The sequence below is a fragment of the Mycobacterium sp. genome (genome assembly GCF_019243155.1).
In the GTDB taxonomy this organism is placed as follows: Bacteria; Actinomycetota; Actinomycetes; order Mycobacteriales; family Mycobacteriaceae; genus Mycobacterium.
The window spans coordinates 1-25048 of the sequence record NZ_JAFAUS010000212.1 but is presented as its reverse complement, the minus strand read 5'-3'; the positions used below and the strand labels follow the sequence as shown (position 1 = coordinate 25048).

At 68.5% G+C, this 25048-nt stretch carries 25 protein-coding genes; 17 read left to right on the top strand and 8 right to left on the bottom strand.

Annotated elements, in window-relative coordinates; all coding sequences use genetic code 11:
- Positions 1-679 (bottom strand): TIGR03089 family protein (locus JOZ00_RS10570; protein WP_293343460.1); only part of this gene is annotated, 679 nt, incomplete at its 3' end.
- Positions 667-2148 carry an LCP family protein gene (locus JOZ00_RS10565; protein ID WP_293343458.1) on the bottom strand — a complete coding sequence of 494 codons (1482 nt, stop codon included), beginning with the start codon at positions 2146-2148 and terminating at the stop codon, positions 667-669. The genes JOZ00_RS10570 and JOZ00_RS10565, both read right to left, overlap by 13 nt.
- A gap of 109 nt (positions 2149-2257) precedes the next feature.
- Between JOZ00_RS10565 and rfbD the strand changes: the two genes are divergently transcribed.
- From rfbD to JOZ00_RS10550, 3 genes are read left to right on the top strand one after another with little or no spacing between them, the layout of a single operon-like run.
- The gene (gene rfbD, locus JOZ00_RS10560; RefSeq protein WP_293343456.1) at positions 2258-3148 is read left to right on the top strand and encodes a dTDP-4-dehydrorhamnose reductase; all 891 of its coding nucleotides are present in this window, start codon (positions 2258-2260) and stop codon (positions 3146-3148) included.
- Complete coding sequence (locus tag JOZ00_RS10555; protein ID WP_293343454.1) at positions 3141-4043, top strand: glycosyltransferase family 2 protein; 903 nt, start codon at positions 3141-3143, stop codon at positions 4041-4043. Before rfbD ends, JOZ00_RS10555 begins: the two co-directional genes overlap by 8 nt.
- 1 nt (position 4044) lies before the next feature.
- The gene (locus tag JOZ00_RS10550; protein ID WP_293343452.1) at positions 4045-5124 is read left to right on the top strand and encodes an NDP-sugar synthase; all 1080 of its coding nucleotides are present in this window, start codon (positions 4045-4047) and stop codon (positions 5122-5124) included.
- On the opposite strand, the gene JOZ00_RS10545 is transcribed toward JOZ00_RS10550, so the two are convergent.
- Genes JOZ00_RS10545 through cofD form a run of 4 tightly spaced genes read right to left on the bottom strand, consistent with a single transcriptional unit; the run spans position 5106 to position 9625 of the window.
- On the bottom strand, positions 5106-5666 hold the full coding sequence (locus JOZ00_RS10545) for an NUDIX hydrolase (RefSeq protein WP_293343451.1): 561 nt from the start codon (positions 5664-5666) through the stop codon (positions 5106-5108). The genes JOZ00_RS10550 and JOZ00_RS10545 overlap by 19 nt on opposite strands.
- Entirely contained in the window at positions 5663-7273 is a 1611-nt protein-coding gene (locus JOZ00_RS10540; RefSeq protein WP_293343449.1) for a class I SAM-dependent methyltransferase, read from the bottom strand. The genes JOZ00_RS10545 and JOZ00_RS10540 overlap by 4 nt, the downstream gene beginning before the upstream one ends.
- A 4-nt stretch (positions 7274-7277) precedes the next feature.
- Positions 7278-8627 (bottom strand): coenzyme F420-0:L-glutamate ligase, encoded by a 1350-nt coding sequence (locus JOZ00_RS10535; protein WP_293343447.1) that lies wholly within the window; start codon positions 8625-8627, stop codon positions 7278-7280.
- A complete protein-coding gene (gene cofD, locus JOZ00_RS10530) occupies positions 8624-9625 on the bottom strand; it encodes a 2-phospho-L-lactate transferase (protein ID WP_293343445.1) in 1002 nt (333 codons plus the stop codon). The genes JOZ00_RS10535 and cofD overlap by 4 nt, the downstream gene beginning before the upstream one ends.
- A 352-nt stretch (positions 9626-9977) precedes the next feature.
- Between cofD and JOZ00_RS10525 the strand changes: the two genes are divergently transcribed.
- On the top strand, positions 9978-10316 hold the full coding sequence (locus JOZ00_RS10525) for a WhiB family transcriptional regulator (protein ID WP_366022286.1): 339 nt from the start codon (positions 9978-9980) through the stop codon (positions 10314-10316).
- A 21-nt stretch (positions 10317-10337) separates the two neighbouring features.
- On the opposite strand, the gene JOZ00_RS10520 is transcribed toward JOZ00_RS10525, so the two are convergent.
- Positions 10338-10760 (bottom strand): metallopeptidase family protein, encoded by a 423-nt coding sequence (locus JOZ00_RS10520; RefSeq protein WP_293343464.1) that lies wholly within the window; start codon positions 10758-10760, stop codon positions 10338-10340.
- Between the two features lie 173 nt (positions 10761-10933).
- On the opposite strand from JOZ00_RS10520, the gene JOZ00_RS10515 reads away from it, so the two are divergent.
- The 4 genes from JOZ00_RS10515 (at position 10934) to manA (ending at position 15223) form a co-directional block, all read left to right on the top strand.
- The gene (locus tag JOZ00_RS10515) at positions 10934-11380 is read left to right on the top strand and encodes a DUF3499 domain-containing protein (protein ID WP_293343443.1); all 447 of its coding nucleotides are present in this window, start codon (positions 10934-10936) and stop codon (positions 11378-11380) included.
- A 101-nt stretch (positions 11381-11481) separates the two neighbouring features.
- Positions 11482-12879, top strand: a complete 1398-nt coding sequence (locus tag JOZ00_RS10510) for a phosphomannomutase/phosphoglucomutase (protein ID WP_293343441.1) — start codon at positions 11482-11484, stop codon at positions 12877-12879.
- Positions 12876-13988: a TobH protein gene (locus JOZ00_RS10505; RefSeq protein ID WP_293343439.1), complete on the top strand. Its 1113-nt coding sequence runs from the start codon at positions 12876-12878 to the stop codon at positions 13986-13988. The genes JOZ00_RS10510 and JOZ00_RS10505 overlap by 4 nt, the downstream gene beginning before the upstream one ends.
- 8 nt (positions 13989-13996) lie before the next feature.
- The gene (gene manA, locus JOZ00_RS10500) at positions 13997-15223 is read left to right on the top strand and encodes a mannose-6-phosphate isomerase, class I (protein ID WP_293343437.1); all 1227 of its coding nucleotides are present in this window, start codon (positions 13997-13999) and stop codon (positions 15221-15223) included.
- Here the strand turns inward: manA and JOZ00_RS10495 are convergent.
- The gene (locus JOZ00_RS10495) at positions 15201-16583 is read right to left on the bottom strand and encodes an NAD(P)-binding protein (RefSeq protein WP_293343462.1); all 1383 of its coding nucleotides are present in this window, start codon (positions 16581-16583) and stop codon (positions 15201-15203) included. The two genes, manA and JOZ00_RS10495, sit on opposite strands and share 23 nt — an antisense overlap.
- 110 nt (positions 16584-16693) lie before the next feature.
- On the opposite strand from JOZ00_RS10495, the gene JOZ00_RS10490 reads away from it, so the two are divergent.
- The 9 genes from JOZ00_RS10490 to mtrB all read left to right on the top strand — a co-directional run.
- Complete coding sequence (locus tag JOZ00_RS10490) at positions 16694-18211, top strand: amino acid permease (RefSeq protein WP_293343435.1); 1518 nt, start codon at positions 16694-16696, stop codon at positions 18209-18211.
- Between the two features lie 102 nt (positions 18212-18313).
- Positions 18314-19555 (top strand): alkane 1-monooxygenase, encoded by a 1242-nt coding sequence (locus tag JOZ00_RS10485; RefSeq protein ID WP_293343433.1) that lies wholly within the window; start codon positions 18314-18316, stop codon positions 19553-19555.
- Complete coding sequence (locus JOZ00_RS10480; protein WP_293343431.1) at positions 19552-19725, top strand: rubredoxin; 174 nt, start codon at positions 19552-19554, stop codon at positions 19723-19725. The genes JOZ00_RS10485 and JOZ00_RS10480 overlap by 4 nt, the downstream gene beginning before the upstream one ends.
- Positions 19722-19904: a rubredoxin gene (locus tag JOZ00_RS10475; RefSeq protein WP_293343430.1), complete on the top strand. Its 183-nt coding sequence runs from the start codon at positions 19722-19724 to the stop codon at positions 19902-19904. Before JOZ00_RS10480 ends, JOZ00_RS10475 begins: the two co-directional genes overlap by 4 nt.
- 26 nt (positions 19905-19930) lie before the next feature.
- A complete protein-coding gene (locus JOZ00_RS10470) occupies positions 19931-20536 on the top strand; it encodes a TetR family transcriptional regulator (protein WP_293343428.1) in 606 nt (201 codons plus the stop codon).
- Positions 20537-20636: 100 nt separating this feature from the next.
- Positions 20637-22109, top strand: a complete 1473-nt coding sequence (gene ahcY, locus JOZ00_RS10465; RefSeq protein ID WP_293343426.1) for an adenosylhomocysteinase — start codon at positions 20637-20639, stop codon at positions 22107-22109.
- Between the two features lie 29 nt (positions 22110-22138).
- Positions 22139-22783, top strand: a complete 645-nt coding sequence (locus JOZ00_RS10460) for a dTMP kinase (RefSeq protein WP_293343424.1) — start codon at positions 22139-22141, stop codon at positions 22781-22783.
- Positions 22784-22884: 101 nt separating this feature from the next.
- The gene (mtrA, locus tag JOZ00_RS10455) at positions 22885-23571 is read left to right on the top strand and encodes a two-component system response regulator MtrA (RefSeq protein WP_007168097.1); all 687 of its coding nucleotides are present in this window, start codon (positions 22885-22887) and stop codon (positions 23569-23571) included.
- 43 nt (positions 23572-23614) lie between these two features.
- Positions 23615-25048: MtrAB system histidine kinase MtrB (gene mtrB, locus JOZ00_RS10450; RefSeq protein ID WP_293343422.1), on the top strand; the 1434-nt coding region annotated here is incomplete at its 3' end.

Sequence of the window (25048 nt, the reverse complement as noted above, 5' to 3'; positions counted from 1 at the left end):
CCGACGGGTCGGGGTTGGCCACCTGCACCAGCGAGGCGCCGACGGCCATGATCGCGAGCAGGCCGTCGATCAGTTCGGCGTGGCCGGGCCACGATGCGCTGGACAGCACGCGATCACTTGCCGTCAAACCCCTTGTTGCCGCGCTGTATTCGCATTCGGCAAGGATCTCGTCGACCGATCGGCCGGCCAGTGCCGGGCCCGGATGGCGTTCGGCGACGATCTGGTCGCCGTGCACTCGCACGGCTGTCGCGTAGTCGGTGACACCGATCGGCAGGTCGGGGACTGGCCGGCCGAACGGGTCCAGCGACAGCACCGCGATCTCGCCGCCGGGTTCGACGACCGAGTCCGCCTCGCCCAGCCGCTCGGCGGTGCACAGCGCCAAGTCGGCCGGCCCCGCGGGTTCGAGCACCGCCTCGGCGCCGATCCACCACACCCCGAACAGCACCGCCGCCGTCTGCCAGTGCGCCGGCAGCAGGATCGCCACCCGGCTCGCCGGCCCGGCGCCCAGTTCGTCGCGTAACAGGTTGCCGGTCTTGGCCGCCCAGTTGGCCAACGTCACCGCCGACAGTTCGATGCGCTCGCCGGTGGCGTCGTCGTAGTAGGTGACGCGCGGGCCGACCGGGTCGGCCCGAAGCATCGGGTCGAGGACGGCCGCGCTGAGCGTGCTCAGTTGATGCACTCCGGTTTGTCGGAACCGGCGGTCAGGATCGGGGACGGCGCCGGAACGTTCGGGTCGGCGGCCACCGCACCGGCGTTGGTCACGTGGGCAGGTGCGGACTGACTGCTTACACCGCCGCCGGATAGCCCGGAGCCCGGGCCGGTGTAGTCGTTGGCCAGCACGACCCGGACCGATCCCGCGGCCAGCGCCGGATCGGCGACGACCGGCAGCCCGCCGAGCTCCTTGGCGACTTCCTGTGCGCCCAGGTCGTCGGTCTTGGCGGCGCGCACCTGGCTGCCCTTGACGTGGCTGCTGTCGTTGTTGCCGACGGTCCCGGCCGCAAAGCCTTTGGTGCTCAACACATCTGACACCGCCGCTGCCAGGCCGTTGATGTCGGTGTCGTTGACCACGCTCGCGGTGGTCTTGGCCGGGGTGTAGGCCAGCTGCTCGGTCTTGCCTGCGGCCTGGTCGGTCAGCAGGCCGGCGACCCAGTCCTGGACCTGATGCGGATCCAGCCGCACCACGCTCTGCATGCCGTCGTCGCTCCAGCCGGCGCCGTCGAGCACCGGGATGGTCGCGAAGGCGACCTTGCCGCCGGCCAGCTTGGACAGCTGCTGGACGAAATCCATGACGTCCCAACCGGAAGAGATCACCACCGAGCGCTGCACGGCGGCCTCGAGGCGCTTGAGCGTGGTCGGGCTGGACAGGGTCTTGCCGGAGATGATCCGGTGCGCCAACGAAGCCATTACCACCTGCTGGCGGACCACCCGGTCCAGGTCGCCGCGGGGCAGGTCGTGGCGCTGGCGGACGAAGCTGAGCGCCTCCGGGCCGCTGAGCTTTTGCTGGCCGGCCGGAAAGTCGGCGCCCGACATGGGTTCGAAGACAGGCTCTTTCAAGCAGACGTCGACGCCGCCGAGCGCGTCGGTAATCAAGGAGAACCCGAGCAGCCCGATCTCGGCGTAGTGGTCGACGGTGACACCGGTCAGGTCGGCGACGGTCTTGATCAGGGCGTCGCGCCCGGCCTCGGTGCCCTGGGCCGCGGCGTCCTCGGCGGAATCGCCGGCCTTGACCAGGCTGGTCCGCTTCGCCTCGCGGGTCTGGCCGTAGACGCCGTTGATCTTGGTCTTGCCCAACCCGGGCGCCGAGACGTAGGAGTCCCGGGGAATGGAGATGGCCGTGGCCGACTTCCCGTTGTTCGGGATCCGGATCAGGATGATCGTGTCGGTGTTGGTGGACTCGTCGTCACCGGCGCGCAGCGCCTCGAGTTCCTGCTGCGAGAGCGGGTTGCCGTGGGCATCGGTCCGGCTGTCCAATCCGACCAGCAGGATGTCGATTGCGCCGTCGTCGCCGCCCTTGCCGAGCGAGGGGGCGGACATGTGGAAGATGCCGTCCTCGAAAGAGCGGACATTGCTCCACGCGATCCCGGTTCCGAGAACCACCGCGAGCGTCACGACAGTGGCAATCACACGAACCACACGTTGCACAGGCATCTCACTAGATTACTTGCGACACACGCGCTCCGCTGGTAGCGAATCCCCGCGTGCCCCGGGCCAGGGCCCGACCTTCTAGAAATCTTTCCCGGCATGCCAAACTCAAACCATGTCAGCCAGGATCGTGATCACCGGTGCGAAAGGACAGCTCGGCGGCTACCTGGGTTCGCTGGCGGCGAGCCAAGGCCGCGACGTGCTGGCGCTCACGTCATCGCAGTGGAACATCACCGACCCCGCGGCCGCCGAGGCGATCGTCGAGCGCGGCGATGTCGTGATCAATTGCGCGGCATACACAGACGTCGACGGCGCCGAAAGCGACGAGGCGGGCGCGTACGCCGTCAACGCCACCGGGCCTGAACACATCGCCCGGGCTTGCGCGCGGGCCGGCGCCGACTTGATCCACGTCTCCACCGACTATGTCTTCGGCGGCGACCTCGCCTCCGACGCGACGCCGCGGCCGTACGAGCCGACTGATGACACCGCGCCGCAGGGGGTGTACGCCCGCAGCAAGCGCGCCGGCGAGGAGGCGGTGCTGGCCGCGCTGCCCGAGGCCGTCGTCGTCCGCACCGCCTGGGTCTACACCGGCGGCACCGGCAAGGACTTCGTCGCGGTCATGCGCCGGCTGGCCGCCAAGGACGGTCCGATCAACGTCGTCGACGACCAGACCGGCTCACCGACCTACGTCGGCGACCTGGCCACCGCGCTGCTGCAGGTGGTCGACGACCGGGTGCCCGGCCCGATCCTGCACGCCGCCAACGAGGGCGCGGTCTCCCGTTTCGAGCAAGCCCGCGCCGTTTTCGAGGAGTGCGGCGCCGACGCGTCGCGCGTGCAGCCCGTCAGCACCGCCGAGATGCCGCGGCCCGCTCCGCGGCCCCGCTACACCGCGCTGTCGGGCAGCCAGTCCGCCGCCGCCGGTCTGCGGCCGCTCCGGCCGTGGCGCCCGGCGCTGGTCGCCGCCCTGGCCGCCGCCGATCGACCGATACCCTCTACGCGTGACTGACGTACTGCCGGTCGTGACGGTGACCTACTCGCCGGGCCCACACCTGGAACGCTTCCTGGCGTCGCTGTCACTGGCCACCGAGCGCCCGCTGTGCGTGCTGATGGCCGACAACGGATCCACCGACGGGACGCCGCAGGCGGCCGTCGAGCGCTACCACAACGTCCGGTTGTTGCACACCGGAGCCAACGTCGGCTACGGGACCGCGGTCAATCGCGCGGTGGCGGAGCTGGCCGGCAGCGCGGGCGTCGACGACGACTGGGTGATCGTGGCGAACCCGGACGTGCAGTGGGGTCCGGGCAGCATCGATGCGCTGCTGGACGCGACCACCCGCTGGCCGCAGGCCGGCGCGCTGGGCCCGCTGATCCGCGACCCCGACGGGTCGGTGTACCCGTCGGCTCGCCATCTGCCCAGCCTTATTCGTGGCGGTATGCACGCCGTTCTCGGGCCGTTCTGGCCGGGCAATCCGTGGACGGCGGCCTACCGCCAGGAGCGGCTCGAGCCCAGCGAGCGGCCGGTGGGCTGGCTCTCGGGCTCGTGTCTGCTGGTGCGCCGGTCGGCATTCGGCCAGGTCGGTGGGTTCGACGAGCGCTACTTCATGTATATGGAGGACGTCGACCTCGGCGACCGGCTCGGCAAGGCCGGCTGGCTCAGCGTCTACGTACCGACGGCCGAGGTCTTGCACCACAAGGGCCACTCCACGGGGCACGATCCGGGCAGTCACCTGGCGGCTCATCACAAGAGCACTTATATTTTCCTGGCCGACCGACATACCGGATGGTGGCTGGCTCCGCTGCGCTGGACGCTGCGGATATCACTGGCGGTACGTTCCCGTCTGATGGTGCGCAGCGCGTTGCGCACCTCCCGGCGACGGAAGTTGGCAGAAGGGCGGCACTGAGTTGACGAAGCCTCAGGTCGACGCGGTGGTCCTGGTCGGTGGCAAGGGCACCCGGCTCCGACCGCTGACCCTGTCGGCGCCCAAGCCCATGCTGCCCACCGCGGGACTGCCATTCCTCACCCACCTGTTGTCGCGCATCGCCGCGGCGGGCATCGAGCACGTCATCCTGAGCACCTCGTATCAGGCCGGCGTGTTCGAAGCGGAGTTCGGCGACGGTTCCAAGCTGGGCCTGCAGATCGAATACGTCACCGAGGAGCGGCCGCTGGGAACCGGCGGCGGCATCGCCAACGTCGCCGACCACTTGCGGTATGACACCGCGATGGTGTTCAACGGCGATGTGCTCTCCGGTGCCGACCTGGGCCACCTGTACGAATTTCACACCGAGCACGGCTCCGACGTCACCCTGCACCTGGTGCGGGTGGGCGACCCGCGGGCTTTCGGCTGCGTGCCGACCGACGACCAGAACGGCGTCGTCGCGTTTCTGGAGAAGACGCAGGACCCGCCGACCGATCAGATCAACGCCGGCTGCTACGTCTTCAAACGCCACATCATCGACCGGATCCCGAAGGGCCGCGAGGTCTCGGTCGAGCGCGAGGTGTTCCCGGCCCTGCTCTCGGATGCCGACGTGAAGGTCTGCGGCTACGTCGACTCCACCTACTGGCGCGACATGGGCACGCCGGAGGACTTCGTCCGCGGCTCGTCCGACCTGGTGCGGGGGATCGCCCCGTCGCCGGCCCTGCGCGGCCACCGCGGCGAGCAACTGGTGCACGACGGCGCCGCGGTCTCGCCCGGTGCGGTGCTGATCGGCGGCACGGTCGTCGGGCGGGGCGCCGAGATCGGCCCCGGCGCGCGCCTGGACGGTGCGGTGATCTTCGACGGTGTCAAGGTCGAGGCGGGCAGTGTGATCGAGCGCTCGATCATCGGCTTCGGCGTGCGCATCGGGCCGCGGGCGTTGATCCGCGACGGTGTGATCGGCGACGGCGCCGACATCGGTGCGCGCTGCGAGCTGCTGCGCGGCGCCCGGGTGTGGCCCGGCGTCTCCATTCCCGACGGCGGAATCCGCTACTCGTCCGACGTGTAGGCGTCCGCTGCTCGAACCGCGCGAGAAACCAAGTACGCCAACGCATCATCGGCCCCGGGGGGCAACGCGTCGGGGGGCCACCATCGCAAGTCGTCCGACTCGTCGCTGATCGCGATCCGCGCGTCGGCGGGAGCGTGCGCGACGAACTGCAGATCCAGATGGCGCGTCGGCACGCCCAGCGAGCAGGTGAGCGGGTGCACATGGATGGCGGCCAGATCGGGCCCCATGCGCAGGCCGTCGACGCCCGACTCCTCGGTGGCCTCGCGCAGCGCGGCGGCCACGATGTCGGTGTCGTCGTCCTCGCAGTGGCCGCCCAGCTGCACCCAGCGGCCCAGCCGCGGATGCAACGTGAGCAGCACCCGGCTGCCGGTGTGGTCGAGCACCAGGGTGGAGGCGGTGATGTGTCCCGGCACGCATTCGCGCCGGCAGGCGTCGTCGCGGCCCTCCACGAAGGCGAGCACGGCGTGCCGCAACGAATCCTGAGCCGCGTCGGGCGCCCGCCAGTCCGCCAGGACCGAGATCGTCGATTTCCGAACGCTCATCGGGCTCCCCGCCGTTTCCGGCGATCCCGCAGCGAGATCCAGGCCGCACGGCATTCCGCCACCGCCTCCGCCGGCAAGCCCAGCCTCTCGATCAGGACGTGCCGATCCACGACGTCGAGCGCCTTCTCGATTTCGTTGGCCTTCAACAACTCCTCGACGTCGCAGGCGAGTTCCGCACTCGCATGCACCGGCGCGGGAATCGGCAGCTGCTCGGCCTCGCGGGGTTCCAGCTCCAGGATGCCGCCGCCGTAACTGCGGCCGAGGATTTCGGCGAAGGCGAACGTCACGCTGTTGTGGAACACCGCGGCGAGCGCCGTCGGATCGCTACCGGGGGACAGGCGGACCCGGTGCACCGTGTCGGTGCTCGTGGCCCCGGCCGCGTTCACGGTCAGCCGTGGCGCTGCGTGGATTTGGCGCAACATGAACAGATCCGGCACCCACAGCGACGGCGTGATCCACCAGGGCTTGCGGATCGAGCACTTGTAACCACGGTCCACGCCCGCCGCCACGCCGGCGCGGATGTGAGCGAGCAGCGCGGGATCGGCCGGGTCGCGCGGCGCGTCGAGCAGCCAGCTGCGGTGTCCGGCAGCGACATCGCCCGCCCGGCAGTCGGCGTCGTAACGCAGGCCGGACAGCTGGGCGCTGCGCGAGACGAGTGGGACGCAGTGCGCCAAGAGCCCGAGCTCGCGGGCCCGCGCGTCGGTGAAGGTGAAAAAGCTGTTGCGGCCCGTCACGATCCCGACGTCGACCTCGGCGAGCGACCCCAGCCTCGTCATGGCCGTCGACGCCTTGAGGGTTCGCAGATGCCGGATCGCGGTGGGGTCCAGGAAGTACTTGGTCCACTTCTCGTTTTCGTGCAGCAGCGCCGGGGCCGACTCGCCGTCGAGGTCGGCGTGCGTCAACGAGGCCAGCGCCTGGGCGTCGGTGAGATGGACCGTGCGGATCCGCGCCGGGCCCGCGCCCGCGACGCCGCAGAACAATACGACCTCCTGCAGGACGCCGTCGAACACCAGTCGCTGAAACGTGAGCAGCGTGATGTCGGAGAACCGGCTCAGCAGGAATTCGCGCAGCTGCGCGGCATACGAAACCTGAAGCAGCTCAGCGGGAAGCACCAGCCCGACGCGCCCGCCGTCGCGCACCAGCACCGTGCTCGCGACGACGAAGGGGACCCAGGCGTTGGTCAGCCTGGTGGGCCGCAGTCCCTCGCGCTTCATCAGTTCCAGCGCCGGATCCCGCTGTCCGGCCGCCCAATTGCCGAACCGGATGTAGGGAGGATTTCCCGCGACCCCGTCCCAGCCGCCGGGCGCGCTGCTCGCCAGCCAGGTGAACAGGCTACCGGCGTCGACGGGAGCGAAGCGTCGCGCCTTGGCCGCTTCCTGCTCGTCGAGTTCGACTCCGTGCACTTGGTCGCTGAGGCTGGTCAGCTCCCGCAGGATCGCGCCGTCACCGCAGGAGGGTTCGACGATCTTCGGCCCCGCCTGGCTGACCCAGCCGGCCAGGAAGCGGGCCACGGGCGCGGGCGTGTAATAGCCGCCGCGGACCTTCTCGGCGGACGCGGCCGCCTTCCCCGCAAACGTCGTCACGGGCTGAAGTATTTCAAAAAACATCCGCTCACTTGCGGATCAACAAATCCCCGGCTGCCGCCGCGTCCCGCGGGCCGGCGGGTTCCTCGGCGTAACCGATGGCGATGGCCCCCAACGGCTCCCAGTCGGCGGGGAGTTCGAGCTCGGCGCGCACCAGGTCTGCTGTGAAAATCGTCGAGCCGATCCAGCAGCTGCCCAGTCCGCGCACCGCCAGCGCGACCAGCAGGGCCTGCACGGCCGCGCCGACCGCGACGGTGAACATGGTGTGCTCGGCGTCGGTGCGGGCCTCGTCGGAATAGGTGTGCAGGCCATCGGGGACCAGCATCGGGATGACGACTTCGGGCGCGTCGTAGAGGATCTGGCCGCGCGCCACCCGCCGCTCGACCCAGTCGGCGGCCTTGCCGTCCCCGGTGAGGTCTGCGCGCCACTTGTCCTGCATGCCGTCCAGCAGCCGCCTGCGGGTGTCAGGGGTTTGCAACCAGACGAACCGGACCGGGTGGGTGTGATGGGGAGCCGGCGCGGTGAGGGCTTCGGCGACAGCGGCTTCGACGAGATCGGGCGGCACCGGCTCGGCGCTGAACCGGCGCACCGACCGGCGCAGCAGCTGCGCCTGGCGGCGACCCATGTCGATGGCCTCGGCCGTGCCGAGCCAGAACAGGTCTTCCTCGCCGGGCCGCAGCAGTTGCCTGGCCGTGGTGCCGTCATCGGAGAGGGTGAGCCCGCGGACCACGGCCACCGGCATCGCGGTCAGCTTCCCCTTGACCAGGTCCGCCGCGGCCGCGATCTCGTCGACGATGGCGATCTCGGTGACGAGCAGCTCGTTGCCATGCCGGTCGAAGGCCCCCGAATAGCCGTGCAGCACAGCCAAACCGGCGGAGCCGACCGCAGCGTCGATCTGGCCGTTGCGCCAGGCCCGGCCCATCGTGTCGGTGATGACGACGGCGACCTCGACGCCGAGGCGCTCGCGCAGCTGGGTGCGCAGCGTCGCGGCGCTGCCGTCCGGGTCGACCGGCAGCAGCGCCAGTTCGTCGCGGTCGACGTTGGATCCGTCCACGCCCGCGGCGGCCTGGATCAGGCCGAGCCGGTTCTCGGTGATCAGGGTCCGGCCCTTGCGGGCCAGCACGCGCACCGCCTCGTCGTCGACGAGCTTGCGCCGGAGCGCATCGCGTTCCTCGGCATCCTGCGGCGCCGACACCAGCCGGCCCTCACACTTGGACACCACCTTGCTCGTCACCACCACGACGTCGCCGTCGCGCAGCCAGGGCGCGGCCGCGGCCAGCGCCGCGCTCAGGTCGTCGCCGGGGCGGAACTCGGGGAGCCCGGCGACGGGCAGGATTTCGATGGCGGCGGCCGTGCCGTGCTCGCCGGGCTGACTCATGGGGCCACCCCCGCGAGCTCCAGCCCGGCGGCAACCATCTCGGCCGTCGCCTTCGGGTCGGTCATTATCAGCGGCACCGCACGCACCGCAACTCCCTCGATGTCGGCCGAGTCGCCTTCATGCACCAGCCAGCAATCCAATATGCCGGTGCCTTGCCGCGCTCCGTAGTGCCGGCCGACAGCCTCCGCGGTGGACTCGACCCCGATCACGGACAGGCAGGCATCGGCCATGCCGCGCAATGGCTTTCCGCCGATGATCGGGGAGTAGCCGACGACCGGGGCCCCGGCCGCCCGCAACGCGCCGCGGATGCCAGGGACCGCCAACACGGCGCCGACACTCACCACCGGGTTGGACGGCGCCAGCAGAATGACATCCGCGTCGGCGATGGCCGCCACGGCTTGCGCTGTGGCGGCGGCGTTTTCGGCCCCGACGAATGCAAAGCTGTGCGTGGGGACTTGGGCGCGGTAGCGCACCCACCACTCTTGGAAGTGGATGGCGCGGCGAATGCCGTCCTCGGGATCGGTGATCACCACGTGCGTTTCACACCGGTCGTCGCTGGCGGGCAGCAGCCGCGCGCCGGGTTGCCAGCGGTCGCACAACGCGGTGGTGATCTGCGACAGCGGATAGCCGGCGTTGAGCATCTGGGTGCGCACCAGGTGAGTGCCGATATCGCGGTCGCCAAGCCCGAACCAGTCCGGCTGCACGCCGTAACGCGCCAATTCCTCTTTGGCGTGCCAGGTTTCGTCGCGGTGACCCCACCCTCTCTCCGGGTCCACCCCTCCACCTAAGGTGTACATGCAGGTGTCCAAATCCGGACAGACCCGCAGTCCGTGGATCCACGCGTCATCGCCGACGTTGACGATCGCAGTTAGCTCGTGACTGCTGGCTTCCGTATCTTGGTGCTGTTGCACTCGGAACTGACCGAGCCCGAACAGCTGCTGGACCCCCAGCAGGAATCGGGCGCCGCCAACCCCGCCAACCAGAACGGTGACCTTCACATTGCACGACAGTACTGCCCGACGACCGTGCGGTAGCGCGCCCGTTACGCACATCTCAACATGAGGTTGAGGGCAGTGTGATCGACACGCCGAATGTCCAAAACAACGGAAACGCCGTAATTGGGTCACGAGATGGTATGGAAATGCGCCGAAAAGCTAGACAAAGCAGGTCAACCCGTGTCTAATCACAACAGTGTCATTTCCCGGTTGGCCGGCCGGTTCCGGTGTCGCAGACCGAGATTCGATCACTTGTTCGAATTGTCTGTACATCAGAAAAGTGGGAACCACTAACTCCCCCAATCCAATTAAGGAGGCGGACGACCGTATGTTTTACGAACATGTTCGAGGCGACATGGCGAGCACGCCGCACACTGCCGTTGACCCGGCGCCGGCTCGTCCGGCCCGACCGCACCTGACCGTGGTTCCCGATGCGCCAGTCGCATTCGAGCCCGAAGACTCTTTGGCGCCTGTTGCCGACCAGTGGCAGGACCGGGCGCTGTGCGCCCAAACGGATCCGGAAGCCTTCTTCCCGGAGAAGGGCGGCTCCACCCGCGAGGCGAAGAAGATCTGCCTCGGGTGCGAGGTTCGTCATGAGTGCCTGGAATACGCCTTGGAGCACGACGAGCGCTTCGGCATCTGGGGCGGTCTGTCCGAACGTGAGCGTCGCCGCCTCAAGCGCGGCATCATCTGACGCGCGGTTTCACATTCTTAGCTAGTCGTCGTCGATCGTCGGATCGATGACTGAGGGCTCGACGTCGAGGTAGATGGCCACCTGCGCCACCAGAATCTCGTGCAGCAACTCGCCAAGTTCGACGGTGTCCTTGGCCCGTCGCTCAATTGGCTTGCGGAACAACACAATTCGTGCCCGCGTCGCGTTGCCTCGCACGTCGACGCCGGCCGGGATCAGGCGGGCCAACGGGATCGGTCCGTCCGCGATGACCTCGGGGGGCCACTGCACGCTGTCGGGATCCTTTGCGGCGATGCGCGGAATCTCATCGACTGCCACGTCCAATTCGGCGAGCCGTTCGGGCAATTGCCGCTCGAGGGGCTCGTAGGCCTCTAGCACCGCCATGTCGAAACGCTCGGCTCGGCTACGCCATCCCGGAACGGTGGGCGGCAGCAGTGGGCCGCGCATCTCGTGGCCTCTTCGGGACGGCCGGTGGGAAACCGATCCTTCCTGGGACCGGCCCCCGGATGCGGAGCTGTGCGAATCGCCCACGCGCCGATGGTAACGGTTGCACATCAGGGGTCGAGGAGTTGCGCGTGTCCGGCGTTGCGGCAGCGTTTCCGCACGATAGCCTTTCGCTCGTGAACGTTCCCCGTCGCTGCTGCCGGCCCGGGTGCCCGCACTATGCCGTGGCGACGTTGACGTTCGTCTATTCGGACTCAACGGCCGTGGTCGGTCCCCTCGCGACCGCGCGGGAGCCGCATTCCTGGGATCTGTGTGTGGGCCACGCCGGCCGCATCACCGCACCCCGCGGATGGGACCTCGTGCGCCATGCCGGTCCGCTTCCAACCCATCCCGACGAGGACGACCTGGTCGCCCTGGCGGATGCGGTGCGTGAAGGCGGCTCGGCCGACCGCGGTATGCCCTACGTCGGCACCGGCTCGCCGCTCAACGGCTTCACCGAGGCACATATTCACCACGCGGGGGTACAGGCCACCGCCCCCAGCAGTGGTGTGCTCGCTCCGCCAGAGCACCGTTCGGGACGGCGCCGCGGCCACTTACGGGTTTTGCCCGATCCTGCCGACTAACGCTGCACGCGGAATCAAAGAACACCCGCAGGCCGTGTTTCCCCGGGGCCGATAGGCTACCGGCCAAGAGGCGAACCATCCACGGCGTCAGGAGGCCCCGCATGTCTCGGCCCGCCGCGACTGTTCACCGTGTCGTCAAGGCGTATGACGTCCGTGGCCTGGTCGACGCAGAGATCGATGAGCCGCTGGTCACCGATCTGGGGGCCGCATTCGCCAAGCTCATGCGCAGCGAAGGCGTCGGCCAGGTGGCCATCGGCCACGACATGCGTGACAGTTCGCCGACCCTGGCCGCCGCGTTCGCCGCCGGCGTCACCAGCCAGGGCCTCGACGTGGTGCGAATCGGCCTTGCCTCCACCGATCAGCTGTACTTCGCCTCGGGGTTACTGGACTGCGCGGGGGCGATGTTCACCGCCAGCCACAACCCGGCGGCCTACAACGGCATCAAGTTGTGCCGCGCGGGCGCCAAACCCGTCGGCGCCGACACCGGCCTGAAGTTGATCAGCGAAGACGTGATCGCCGGGGTCGAGCCGTACGACGGGCCACCGGGAATCGTCAGCGACCGCGACGTGCTGGCCGATTACGGCGAATTCCTGCGCTCGCTGGTGAGCACGTCCGGGCTGCGGCCGTTGCGGGTGGCCGTAGACGCCGGCAACGGCATGGCCGGCCTCACCACGCCCGCTGTGCTCGGGGCCATCGACTCGATCAGCCTGCTGCCGTTGTACTTCGAACTCGACGGCTCGTTCCCCAACCACGAGGCCAACCCGCTGGATCCGGCTAACCTGCTGGACCTGCAGGCCTACGTGCGCGAGACGGGTGCCGACATCGGGCTGGCCTTCGACGGCGACGCCGACCGCTGCTTCGTGGTCGACGAACGCGGCCAACCGGTTTCGCCGTCGACGGTGACCAGCCTGGTGGCCGCACGCGAGCTTGGCCGCGAGATCGGCGCCACCATCATCCACAACGTGATCACGTCGCGCGCGGTGCCCGAACTGGTCACCGAGCGCGGCGGCACACCGGTGCGCTCCCGGGTGGGGCACTCCTATATCAAGGCCCTGATGGCCGACACCGGCGCGATTTTCGGCGGTGAGCATTCGGCGCACTACTACTTCCGCGATTTCTGGGGAGCCGACTCGGGCATGCTGGCCGCGCTGTACGTACTGGCCGCACTCGGCGAACAGGATCGCCCGCTTTCGGAGCTGACCGCGGACTACCAGCGTTACGAATCGTCCGGCGAGATCAACTTCAAGGTGGCCGACGCCTCGCTGTGCGTGGAGGCGGTGCTGAAGTTTTTCGCCAGCCGGATTCAATCCATCGATCACGTCGATGGCGTGACCGTCGACCTCGGCGACGGCAGCTGGTTCAACCTGCGCAGCTCCAACACCGAGCCCCTGCTGCGGCTCAACGTCGAGGGCCGCGCCACCGAGGACGTCGAAGAGCTCGTCGCCCAGATCAGCGCTGAGATCGCCGCGCAGTCGGCGGGCCCGGAGGCCCCCTCGTGAATGCCACCCGGGCCGTCGACCTGGAGGACACCGAGGGACTGCTGAACGCGGACCGCGAGGGCCTGCTGCGGGCGGCCTCGTCGGCCGGCGCGCAGGTGCGCGCGATCGCCGCCGCGGCCGCCGAGGGCGAATTGGACTCGCTGCATAACGTCGACCGTCCGCGCAGTGTGATCTGGGTGGCCGGCCGCGGCACCGCCGAGACCGCCGGGACCATCCTGGCCGCGACGTTGGGCGGCGCGGCTTCCGAGCCGATCGTGCTGGCCGGCGAGGTGCCGCCGTGGCTCGGTCCGCTCGATGTGCTGATCGTCGCCGGCGACGACCCGGGCGACCCGGCGCTGGTCACCGCCGCCGCCACCGGGGTGCGCCGCGGATCGCCGGTCGTCGTGGTGGCGCCGTATGAGGGCCCGCTGCGCGACTCCACCGCCGGGCGGGCGGCGGTCTTGGCGCCGCGCCTATGGGTTCCCGACGAGTTCGGATTGTGTCGATACCTGGCCGCCGGGCTGGCCGCCGTGCAAACCCTGGACCAACGGCCGAGCACCGATCTGGGGTTGCTCGCCGACGAGTTGGACGCGGAGGCGTTGCGCAACAGCGCCGCTCGCGAGCTGTTCACCAACCCGGCCAAGACACTCGCCACGCGGATGGCCGACCGCCAGGTCGCGCTGACCGGTGACTGCGCCGCGACGCTGGCGCTGGCCCGGCACGGCAGTTCGGTGCTGCTGCGGACCGCGGGTCGGGTCGTCGCCGCCGCCGGGCTTGGCGACGCGATGATCGCCCTGCGCTCTGCGCCGTCCGACGGTTTCGCGGATCCGGCGGACGCCCTGTTCCACGACGAGGAGATCGACGGACCGCTGCCGCAACGTTTGCGGGTGCTGGCGCTCACGCTGGCCGCCGAGCGCGCGGTGGTGGGCGCGCGGCTCGCCGGGTTCGACGACGTCGATGTGGTCGCGGCCGACGACGTGCCCGAGCTGTCCGATGCGCCTGACGCGTCCGGCGTCCCGGCCGGGCCCGCGCGCGGAGCGACCGGCGCCCAGCGCGCCGAGCAGCAGCTGGCAGTATTGGCCGTCCGGTTGGAAATGGCCGCGGTTTACATGCGATTGGCGCGGGGATAGATAGAACAGTGGAGCTGCTTCGCGGGGCCTTGAGGACGTACGCGTGGGGGTCGCGTACGGCCCTCGCCGAATTCACCGGGCGTCCGGTGCCGGCGGCTCACGCGGAGGCCGAGCTTTGGTTCGGTGCACACCCCGGTGACCCGGCCTGGCTGGAAACCAGCCACGGCGAGGTCTCGTTGCTCGACGCCGTCGTCGCCGACCCGGACGGGCAACTCGGGCCCGGTTCGCGCGCCCGGTTCGGCGATGTGCTGCCGTTCCTGGTCAAGGTGCTCGCGGCTGACGAACCGCTTTCCCTGCAGGCACACCCGAGCACCAGGCAGGCGGCCGAGGGATACCTGCGGGAAGAGAAGCTGGGCATCCCGCTGAACTCGCCGGTCCGCAACTACCGCGACACGTCGCACAAGCCGGAGTTGCTGGTGGCGCTGCAGCCCTTCGAGGCGCTCGCCGGATTCCGTCAGGCGTCGCGCACCACCGAACTGCTGCGGGCGCTGGCCGTGTCCGATCTCGATCCCTTCATCGACCTGCTCAACGACCAGTCCGATGCCGACGGACTGCGCGCGCTGTTCACCACCTGGATCACCGCGCCCCAGCCCGACATCGACGTACTGGTGCCCGCAGTGCTGGACGGCGCCATTCAGTACGTCAGTTCCGGCGCAACGGAATTCGCCGCCGAGGCTAAGACGGTGCTCGAGCTCGGCGAACGCTACCCGGGCGACGCCGGGGTGCTTGCCGCGCTGTTGCTGAACCGCATCAGCCTGGCCCCGGGCGAGGCGATCTTCCTGTCGGCCGGCAACCTGCACACCTACCTGCGCGGGTTCGCGCTCGAGGTAATGGCCAACTCCGACAACGTGTTACGCGGGGGGCTCACCCCCAAGCACGTCGACGTGCCCGAGCTGCTGCGGGTGCTGGACTTCGCGCCCACGGCCGAGGAGCAGCTGCGGCCGCACCTGCGCCGCGAGGGCCTGGCGATGATCTACGAGACCCCGGCCGACGAGTTTGCGGTCGCCATGCTGGAACTCGACGGCGACCACCTCGGCCACGAGGTCGACGCGTCCACCAGCCACGAGGGACCGCAGATCCTGTTGTGCACCCAGGGATGCACGGCGGTGCACGGCAAGTCCGGATCGCTCACCCTGAAACGCGGGATGGCCGCCTGGGTGGCCGCCGACGACGCCCCGATCAGGTTGGCCGCGCGAGAGCCCACCAAGCTGTTCAGGGCGACCGTAGGGCTGTAAGGGTCCGCCGCCGCTGCTTGGCCTCTCGGCGCTCGGCCAGCCACAGCCGCAGGTTGTGCGCCATCGCCCGCCCGATTATCCGCGGCGGCGGAACCATATAGAGGCTGTCGAGTAACGAGAACCGCCGCAAAAACCATTCCGCCAGAACGGGTTCCGTTTCGGCGGCCCCGAGGAACTGGTCGAACAGCGCGCCCGACGGCTGCCACCACCATGGGACGTGGCCCTTGGTTTCGGCGTGGTGGAAGGTGACGTCGGCGATCGCGTTCATCATCCAGACGGGAAAGGTGCTCTTCCGGGTGGCGTGGCTCAGCTCGGCGGCCAACTGGTCGTCTGGGAACTCCAGCGCGCGTTGCAGGTGGCCGGCCTGCAACGACGTCATCGTCATGCCTTGTCCGAACGTGGGATTGAAGCTGGCAACCGCGTCGCCGAGGGGCACGATCCCGGCGGGGAAGCGGTCCAGCTTGTCGTAGCGGCGCCACTTGCTGGCCGGAAACGCGTGGAAAGACGGGTCGCCGAGGGGTTCGGCCTGCGCCAGCGCGGTGCTGAAGTGCGCCGGCAGCAATTGTGCGGCCAGCGCCAGCATTTCGGGAAAGGTCCGCGGCGGTTTGGCGTGGGCCACGCCGAAGGTGGTCAGCACCCAGGTGCCGTCCTCGTAGCACAGCATGCCCAGGCCGAGCGACTGGTCATGGGAGGCCCCCGCGACCACCACCTTCTCCGCTATCAGGCCGTCCGGGATGCGGAACTGCTGGGTGGCGTAGTTGATTCCGATGTCCAATGTTTCCTCGACCGGGCGCGCATATCCCCACTCCGACAGCCAGACCGGCAGCCGGGTGCCCCGGCCCGCCGCGTCGACGACGAGGTCGCAAGCCACGAATTCCGGCTCCCCGCCCTCGGAATCGACGCCGTCCAACAGCACGCCGGTCACCCGCTGGCGGGCCCGGTCGAACCGCGGCTCGACGACCGATTGCCGCACGATCTCGACGTTGTCGATGTCCTGGACGCGTCTGCGCAGCTGCCACTCCAGGTGCGGGCGGCTGGGCACGTAGGCGGTGAACTCGTCGCGCAGGGTGTGGCCCGTCCCGAGGACGTGCCCCGCCGCGCCGAGGTGAATGCAGTCCGGCCGGTTCTCCAGCTTCGGAACACCAACAGCCGTCATGTCCTCGAGCAGGCCGGGGAAGAGGCGCTCGAACTCGATTGCCCCGCGGGCCATCAGCATGTGCAGATGCCGGTCCTGGGGAACGGTCGCCCGGGTCGCCGGTGCGCCCGGCAACTCGTCGCGCTCGTAGACGGTCACCCGGGCATAGGAATCCGACAGCACCCGAGCGGCGCACAGGCCGGCGATGCTCCCCCCGATGACCACGGCATGGACCCCTCGGGGTTCTCTGCTACGCGGCATCACGGGAGAGTACCCAGTACTGTGCGGACCAAATGAGGAAGCGGACCGAATAGACGACGAAAGGCTGGGTGGGGATGGCCAATCGATGGCGCGTCAAGTCGATCGAACAATCGATAGCCGACACGGACGAGCCGGATACCCGGCTTCGAAAGGACCTCACCTGGCGCGACCTGGCGGTGTTCGGGGTCGCGGTGGTGATCGGCGCCGGCATCTTCACGGTCACCGCGTCGACGACCGGCGACGTGACGGGCCCCGCGGTCTGGATCTCGTTCATCATCGCGGCGGGCACCTGCGCGCTGGCGGCGCTCTGTTACGCCGAATTCGCCTCCACTCTGCCGGTCGCCGGCAGCGCCTACACCTTCTCCTATGCGACCTTCGGCGAATTCCTCGCGTGGATCATCGGGTGGAACCTGCTGCTGGAACTGGCGGTCGGTGCCGCCGTCGTCTCCAAGGGCTGGTCGAGCTACCTCGGCGAGGTTTTCGGATTCGCCGGTGGCACAGTCAAACTCGGGGCGGTCAGCCTCGACTGGGGCGCGCTGCTGATCGTCGCGATCGTGTCCAGCCTGGTCGCGCTGGGCACCAAGCTGTCGTCGAGGTTCTCCGCGGTGATCACCGCCATCAAGGTGACGGTGGTGATCTTCGTCGTCATCGTCGGGGCGTTCTACATCAAGCCGGCCAACTACTCGCCCTTCATCCCCAAGACGGAAGCCGGCGGCGACCAACGCGGCATCGACCAGTCGGTGCTGTCGCTGCTCACCGGGGCGCACGGCAGCCACTACGGCTGGTACGGCGTGCTCGCGGGCGCCTCGATCGTGTTCTTCGCCTTCATCGGTTTCGACATCGTGGCCACCATGGCCGAGGAGACCAAGGCACCCCAGCGTGACGTTCCGAAGGGGATTCTGGCGTCGCTGGCGATCGTGACCGTCCTGTACGTGGCGGTCTCCGTCGTGCTGTCGGGCATGGTCTCCTACACCCAGCTCAAGACGAGCCCGGGCGGCAAGGCCGCGAACCTGGCCACCGCATTCACGGCCAACGGCATCCACTGGGCGAGCGGAGTGATCGCCGTCGGGGCGTTGGCGGGCCTGACCACCGTGGTGATGGTGCTGATGCTCGGCCAGTGCCGGGTCCTGTTCGCGATGGCACGTGACGGGCTGTTGCCGCGACGGTTGGCCAAGACCGGTTCCCGCGGCACTCCGGTGCGGATCACCGTGCTCGTCGCGATCGTGGTGGCGGCGACGGCGGCGGTGTTCCCGATCAACAAGCTCGAGGAGATGGTCAACGTCGGGACGCTGTTCGCCTTCGTCCTGGTGTCGGCCGGCGTCATGGTGCTGCGCCGGACCCGCCCGGACCTCGAGCGGGGTTTCCGGGCGCCGTGGGTGCCCGTGCTCCCGATCGCCTCGATCTGCGCGTGCGTGTGGCTGATGCTCAACCTCACCGCCCTGACCTGGGTCCGGTTCGCCGTCTGGCTGGTGGTGGGCACTGCGATCTACATCGGCTACGGGCACCGGCACTCGGTGCAGGGCCGCCGCGACGCGGGGGAGGCGGACTCGGTCGCCCCGCTGGAGTCGGATCCGAACAGCCCGGTGCCGTAGCTCGTTTTGCTTTACAAAACAGCGCCTTGTGTCTAGACAGGAGACGATGACGGCAGTATTGTCAACTTCCGACGTGGTGTGACTCACAAGGAGGTTTGGCATATGACCACATTCGAACCGCAGCTCAGCCCGGGATCCGCGGCTTCCGACCCGCCAGCCTGGCGCGACAAGAAGCGCCGCTTATGGCTGATGGGCCTCATCGCACCGACGGCGTTGTTCGTGATGCTGCCGCTGGTCTGGGGACTGAACCGGCTCGGCTGGCACGCCGGCGCCCAGGTGCCGCTGTGGATCGGGCCGATCCTGCTCTACATCCTTCTCCCCGCGCTCGACCGGTTCTTCGGTCCCGACGGGCAGAACCCGCCCGACGAGGTGATGGAGCGGCTGGAGAACGACAAGTACTACCGCTACTGCACCTACATCTACATACCCTTCCAATACCTCAGCGTCGTGTTCGCCGCCTACCTGTTCACGGCCTCGAACCTGGGCTGGCTCGGGTTTGACGGCCCGTTGAGCTGGGCCGGCAAGATCGGCGTCGCGCTGTCCGTCGGTGTCCTCGGCGGGGTGGGCATCAACACCGCGCACGAGATGGGCCACAAGAAGGACTCGCTGGAGCGGTGGCTGTCCAAGATCACCCTGGCGCAGACCTGCTACGGCCACTTCTACATCGAGCACAACCGCGGCCACCACGTGCGCGTTTCCACCCCGGAGGACCCGGCGTCGGCCCGCTTCGGCGAGACGTTCTGGGAGTTCTTGCCGCGCAGCGTGTTCGGCAGCCTGCGCTCGGCCGTTCGGCTGGAAGCGCAGCGAATCCGCCGGCAGGGGAGCAGCCCGTGGAACCCGCGGACGTACGCGTCCAACGACGTGCTCAACGCCTGGTTCATGTCCGTGGTGTTGTGGGGCGCGCTGATCGCGGTCTTCGGGCCGGCGCTGATCCCGTTCGTGATCATCCAGGCGGTCTTCGGCTTCAGCCTTCTCGAGGCCGTCAACTACCTCGAGCACTACGGCCTGCTGCGCCAGAAGAATGAGAAGGGCCGCTACGAGCGCTGCGCGCCGGTGCACAGCTGGAACTCCGACCACATCGTGACCAACCTGTTCCTCTACCACCTGCAGCGGCACAGCGACCATCACGCCAACCCCACCCGCCGCTACCAGACGCTGCGCAGCATGGCCGGCGCGCCGAACCTTCCCAGCGGATACGCGTCGATGATCTCGCTGACCTACTTCCCGCCGGTCTGGCGCAAGGTGATGGACCATCGGGTGCTCGAGCACTACGACGGCGACATCACCAAGGTCAACATCCACCCGCGCGTGCGTGACCGTGTGCTGGCGAGGTACGCGGCATGACCGGTTACCGCTGCCCCGGCTGCGATTACGTCTACGACGAGGCGAAAGGCGCTCCGCGGGAGGGCTTTCGGCCGGGCACGCCCTTCAGTGACATACCCGACGACTGGTCCTGCCCCGATTGTGCGGTGCTGGAAAAGGTCGACTTCCAACCTATAGGAGTGAACCAATGACGGACTTCAAGCTCTTCATGTGCGTGCAGTGCGGATTCGAGTACGACGAGGCCAAGGGCTGGCCCGAGGACGGCATCGCCCCGGGCACCCGCTGGGACGACATTCCCGACGACTGGAGCTGCCCGGACTGCGGCGCCGCGAAATCCGACTTCGAGATGGTCGAGGTAGCTCGATCCTGAGCGCTGCAAGAACTAATGTCGCGCCTGTGAAGCGGATTCCATACGCCGAGGCGTCGCGCGACCTGCTGCGCAACTCGGTGCTGGACGCGATGCGCGAGGAGCTGCTGACGCGAGACTGGTCCTCGATCACCCTCGCGGACGTGGCCCGCGCCGCGGGCATCAGCCGGCAGACCATCTATAACGAGTTCGGCTCGCGGCAAGGCCTGGCGCAGGGTTACGCCCTGCGCCTGGCCGACCGTTTGGTCGACGCCGTGCACGCGGCGATCGACGCCAACGTCGGCAATATCTTCGAAGCCTTCCTGCAGGGGTTCCGCGCCTTCTTCACGGACTCGGCGGCGGACCCATTGGTGATCTCGCTGCTGACCGGTGTTGCCAAGCCGGACTTGCTGCAGATCATCACCACCGACAGCGGGCCCATCATCACGCGGGCGTCGTCGCGACTGACCTCGGCGTTCACCCACAGCTGGGTGGCCACCAGCGACGAGGACGCCGGTGTGCTGGCGCGGGCGATCGTGCGGCTGGCGTTGAGTTACGTGTCGATGCCGCCCGAGGCGGACCACGATGTCGCGGAGGACCTGGCGCGATTGATGACGCCCTTCGCGGAGCGTCACGGCGTCATCAACGTGCCCTGAGGCCGACCCGCCCCGGCGCCGACGACTACAGTGGCCCACGAGCGCATACCTAAGCTAAGTAATTCCCTTGGACCCCAAGTCGTAGAAGGATGAGTATTCAATGACGACCACCGAAAGTTCGCTGACCGCCGACGTCCGCAACGGCATCGATTTCAAGGTCGCCGACCTGTCGTTGGCTGACTACGGCCGCCGCGACATCGAGCTCTCCGAGCAGGAGATGCCCGGCCTGATGTCCCTGCGTCGCGAGTACCACGACGTCCAGCCGCTTAAGGGCGCACGCATCTCCGGTTCGCTGCACATGACCGTGCAGACCGCGGTGCTGATCGAGACCCTGGTCGCGCTCGGCGCCGAGGTCCGCTGGGCGTCCTGCAACATCTTCTCCACCCAGGACCACGCCGCCGCCGCGGTGGTCGTCGGCCCGCACGGCACCCCGGAGGAGCCCAAGGGCGTCCCGGTGTACGCGTGGAAAGGCGAGACGCTCGAGGAGTACTGGTGGGCGGCCGAGCAGGTCCTCACCTGGCCCGGCGAGCCGGCCAACATGATCCTGGACGACGGCGGCGACGCCACCATGCTGGTGCTGCGCGGCGCGCAGTACGAGAAGGCCGGCGTGGTGCCGCCCGACGACGAGGACGACTCGGCCGAGCACCGGGTGTTCCTCAACCTGCTGCGCAAGCGCTTCGAGACCGACAAGGGCAAGTGGACCAAGATCTCGGAGTCGATCAAGGGCGTCTCCGAGGAGACCACCACCGGCGTGCTGCGGCTCTACCAGTTCGCCGCCGCTGGCGACCTGGCCTTCCCGGCGATCAACGTGAACGACTCGGTCACCAAGTCCAAGTTCGACAACAAGTACGGCTGCCGGCACTCGCTGATCGACGGCATCAACCGCGGCACCGACGTGCTGATCGGCGGCAAGAAGGTGCTGGTCTGCGGTTACGGCGACGTCGGCAAGGGTTCCGCCGAGTCGGTCGCCGGCCAGGGTGCGCGGGTGACCGTCACCGAGATCGACCCGATCAACGCCCTGCAGGCGCTGATGGAGGGCTTCGACGTCAAGCGGGTGGAGGACGTGATCGGCGAGGCCGACATCATCGTCACCACCACCGGCAACAAGGACATCATCACGCTTGAGCACATGAAGCAGATGAAGGACAAGGCCATCCTGGGCAACATCGGCCACTTCCACAACGAGATCCAGATCGCCCGGCTGGAGCGCTCCGGTGCAACCAAGGTCAACATCCGCCCGCAGGTCGACCTGTGGACCTTCCCGGACACCGGCAAGTCGATCATCGTGCTCTCCGAGGGCCGGCTGCTGAACCTCGGTAACGCCACCGGACACCCGTCGTTCGTGATGAGCAACAGCTTCTCCAACCAGGTGATCGCGCAGATCGAGCTGTGGACCAAGAACGACGAGTACGACAACGAGGTCTACCGGCTGCCCAAGCACCTGGACGAGAAGGTGGCCCGCATCCACGTCGAGGCGCTCGGCGGTGAGCTGACCAAGCTGACCAAGGAGCAGGCCGAGTACATCGGCGTCGACGTCGACGGCCCCTACAAGCCGGACCACTATCGCTACTGAGCATTTTCGAGGCCCGCTAGGCTCGCGCCGTGCTCATCGCGATCGAAGGTGTGGACGGCTCGGGCAAGCGGACGCTGACTGAAGGGCTGCGAAAGGCCTTCGAACAAGAAGGTAAGTCAGTGGTCACACTGGCGTTCCCCCGCTACGGGCGATCGGTGACCGCCGACATCGCGGCCGAGGCCCTGCACGGCGAGCACGGCGACCTCGCGTCGTCGGTCTATGCGATGGCGATGCTGTTCGCGCTCGACCGCGCGGGGGCGGTGGACGAAATCGAGGAGCTGCGTCGCGGCCACGACGTGGTGATCCTGGATCGTTACGTCGCTTCCAACGCGGCCTACAGCGCGGCGCGTCTGCATCAGGACGCGACCGGGGCGGCCGTCGAGTGGGTGCACGGGCTCGAATACCAGCGACTGGCACTGCCGACGCCCGACTGGCAGGTGCTGCTCGCCGTGCCCGCCGAACTGGCCGATCAGCGCGCCCGCAGCCGGGCCGAGTCCGATCCGGGCCGTGCCCGCGACAGCTACGAACGCGACGACGGGCTGCAGCGGCGCACCGGCGCGGTCTACCGCGAACTGGCCGCCGCGGGCTGGGGCGGGCCGTGGCACGTGGTCGACGCGGACGTCGATCCGGAGAGGCTGGCCGCCGTCCTGACGGGCGTTGGGGCCCCCGAATAGGCGAATTTCGCCTCATTTGCGCCCATTTTTACGGGTTAAAACAAGAAGGGCTCAAGAAACGCCCGTGTGGCGCCCCGTTTTTGTCCCGATCTGGTGACACCATGGACTCCATGAGGCAAAGGATTTTGGTCGTCGATGACGACGCTTCACTCGCCGAGATGCTCACGATCGTCCTGCGAGGGGAGGGTTTCGACACCGCGGTCATCGGTGACGGCACCCAGGCCCTGACTGCGGTGCGCGAACTGCGCCCCGATTTGGTGCTGTTGGACCTGATGCTGCCCGGCATGAACGGCATCGACGTGTGCCGTGTGCTGCGTGCCGATTCCGGTGTCCCGATCGTCATGCTGACTGCCAAGACCGACACCGTCGATGTGGTGCTGGGTCTCGAGTCGGGCGCCGACGACTACATCATGAAGCCCTTCAAGCCGAAGGAGCTGGTGGCCCGGGTCCGGGCGCGGCTGCGGCGCAACGACGACGAGCCGGCCGAGATGCTGTCCATCGCCGACGTCGAGATCGACGTGCCGGCACACAAGGTCACGCGAAACGGCGAGCAGATCTCCCTGACACCGCTGGAATTCGACCTGTTGGTCGCGTTGGCGCGCAAACCGCGCCAGGTGTTTACTCGAGATGTGCTGCTCGAACAGGTGTGGGGATACCGGCACCCGGCGGATACCCGCCTGGTGAACGTGCACGTCCAGCGACTGCGGGCCAAGGTCGAGAAAGACCCGGAGAACCCGACGGTGGTGTTGACCGTTCGAGGAGTGGGATACAAGGCCGGACCTCCGTGACCTGCGGCTTTGATGCCGAGCGTCGCGAGGAGGAGCGCCGGAAGTGATCTGGGGCTCCCGGCGACGCACTCGGAGCCGCTGGGGGCGCTCGGGTCCCATGACTCGCGGCGTGGGTGCCGTGAGCCGAGTCGTCGGCATTGCCTGGCGCCGGTCGTTGCAGTTGCGTGTCGTTGCGCTGACCCTTGGCCTGTCCTTGGCCGTGATCCTCGCCCTCGGCTTCATCCTGACCAGCCAGGTCACCAATCGGGTGCTCGACGTCAAGCTGCGGGCCGCCGTCGAACAGATCGAGCGGGCGCGTAGCACCGTCGGCGGCATCGTCAACGGCGAAGAGACGCGCTCGTTGGACAGCAGTCTGCAGCTCGCCCGCAACACGCTCACCTCGAAGACCGATCCCGCCTCGGGCGCCGGCATGGCCGGCGCGTTCGATGCGGCGCTGATGGTGCCCGGCGACGGCCCGCGGACCGCGACCACGGCGGGACCCGTCGACCAGGTACCCAATTCGCTGCGGGGCTTCGTCAAGGCCGGGCAGGCCGCGTATCAATACGCGACCGTGCACACCGACGGCTTCTCCGGGCCCGCGCTGATCATCGGCACGCCCGCGTCGTCGCAGGTGGCCAACCTGGAGCTGTATCTGATCTTCCCGCTGAAGAACGAGCAGGCCACGATCCAGCTCGTCCGCGGCACCATGATCACCGGCGGCACGGTGTTGCTGGTGCTGCTCGCCGGGATCGCGCTGCTGGTGTCCCGCCAGGTGGTGGTGCCGGTGCGGTCGGCGTCGCGCATCGCCGAACGCTTCGCCGAAGGGCATCTGTCCGAACGGATGCCGGTGCGCGGCGAGGACGACATGGCTCGGCTGGCGGTGTCGTTCAACGACATGGCGGAAAGCCTGTCGCGCCAGATCACCCAGCTCGAGGAGTTTGGTAATCTGCAGCGCCGCTTCACTTCTGACGTCAGCCACGAGCTGCGCACACCGCTGACCACCGTGCGGATGGCGGCCGACCTGATCTACGACCACAGCGAGGACCTGGACCCGACGCTGCGGCGGTCCACCGAGCTGATGGTCAACGAACTCGACCGTTTCGAGACGCTGCTCAACGATCTGCTGGAAATCTCCCGGCACGACGCCGGTGTCGCCGAGCTGTCGGTCGAGGCGGTCGATCTGCGCAGCACCGTGCGGAGCGCGCTGGGCAACGTGGGCCACCTCGCCGAGGATGCCGGCATCGAGCTGCTGGTGGACCTGCCCGAAGAAGAGGTGATCGCCGAGGTCGACACCCGCCGGGTGGAGCGCATCCTGCGCAACCTGATCGCCAATGCCATCGACCACGCCGAGCACAGGCCGGTGCAGATCCGCATGGGCGCCGACGAAGACACCGTTGCCGTCACCGTCCGCGACTACGGGGTGGGCCTGCGCCCCGGTGAGGAGAAGCTGGTGTTCAGCCGGTTCTGGCGGGCGGACCCCTCCCGGGTTCGCCGGTCC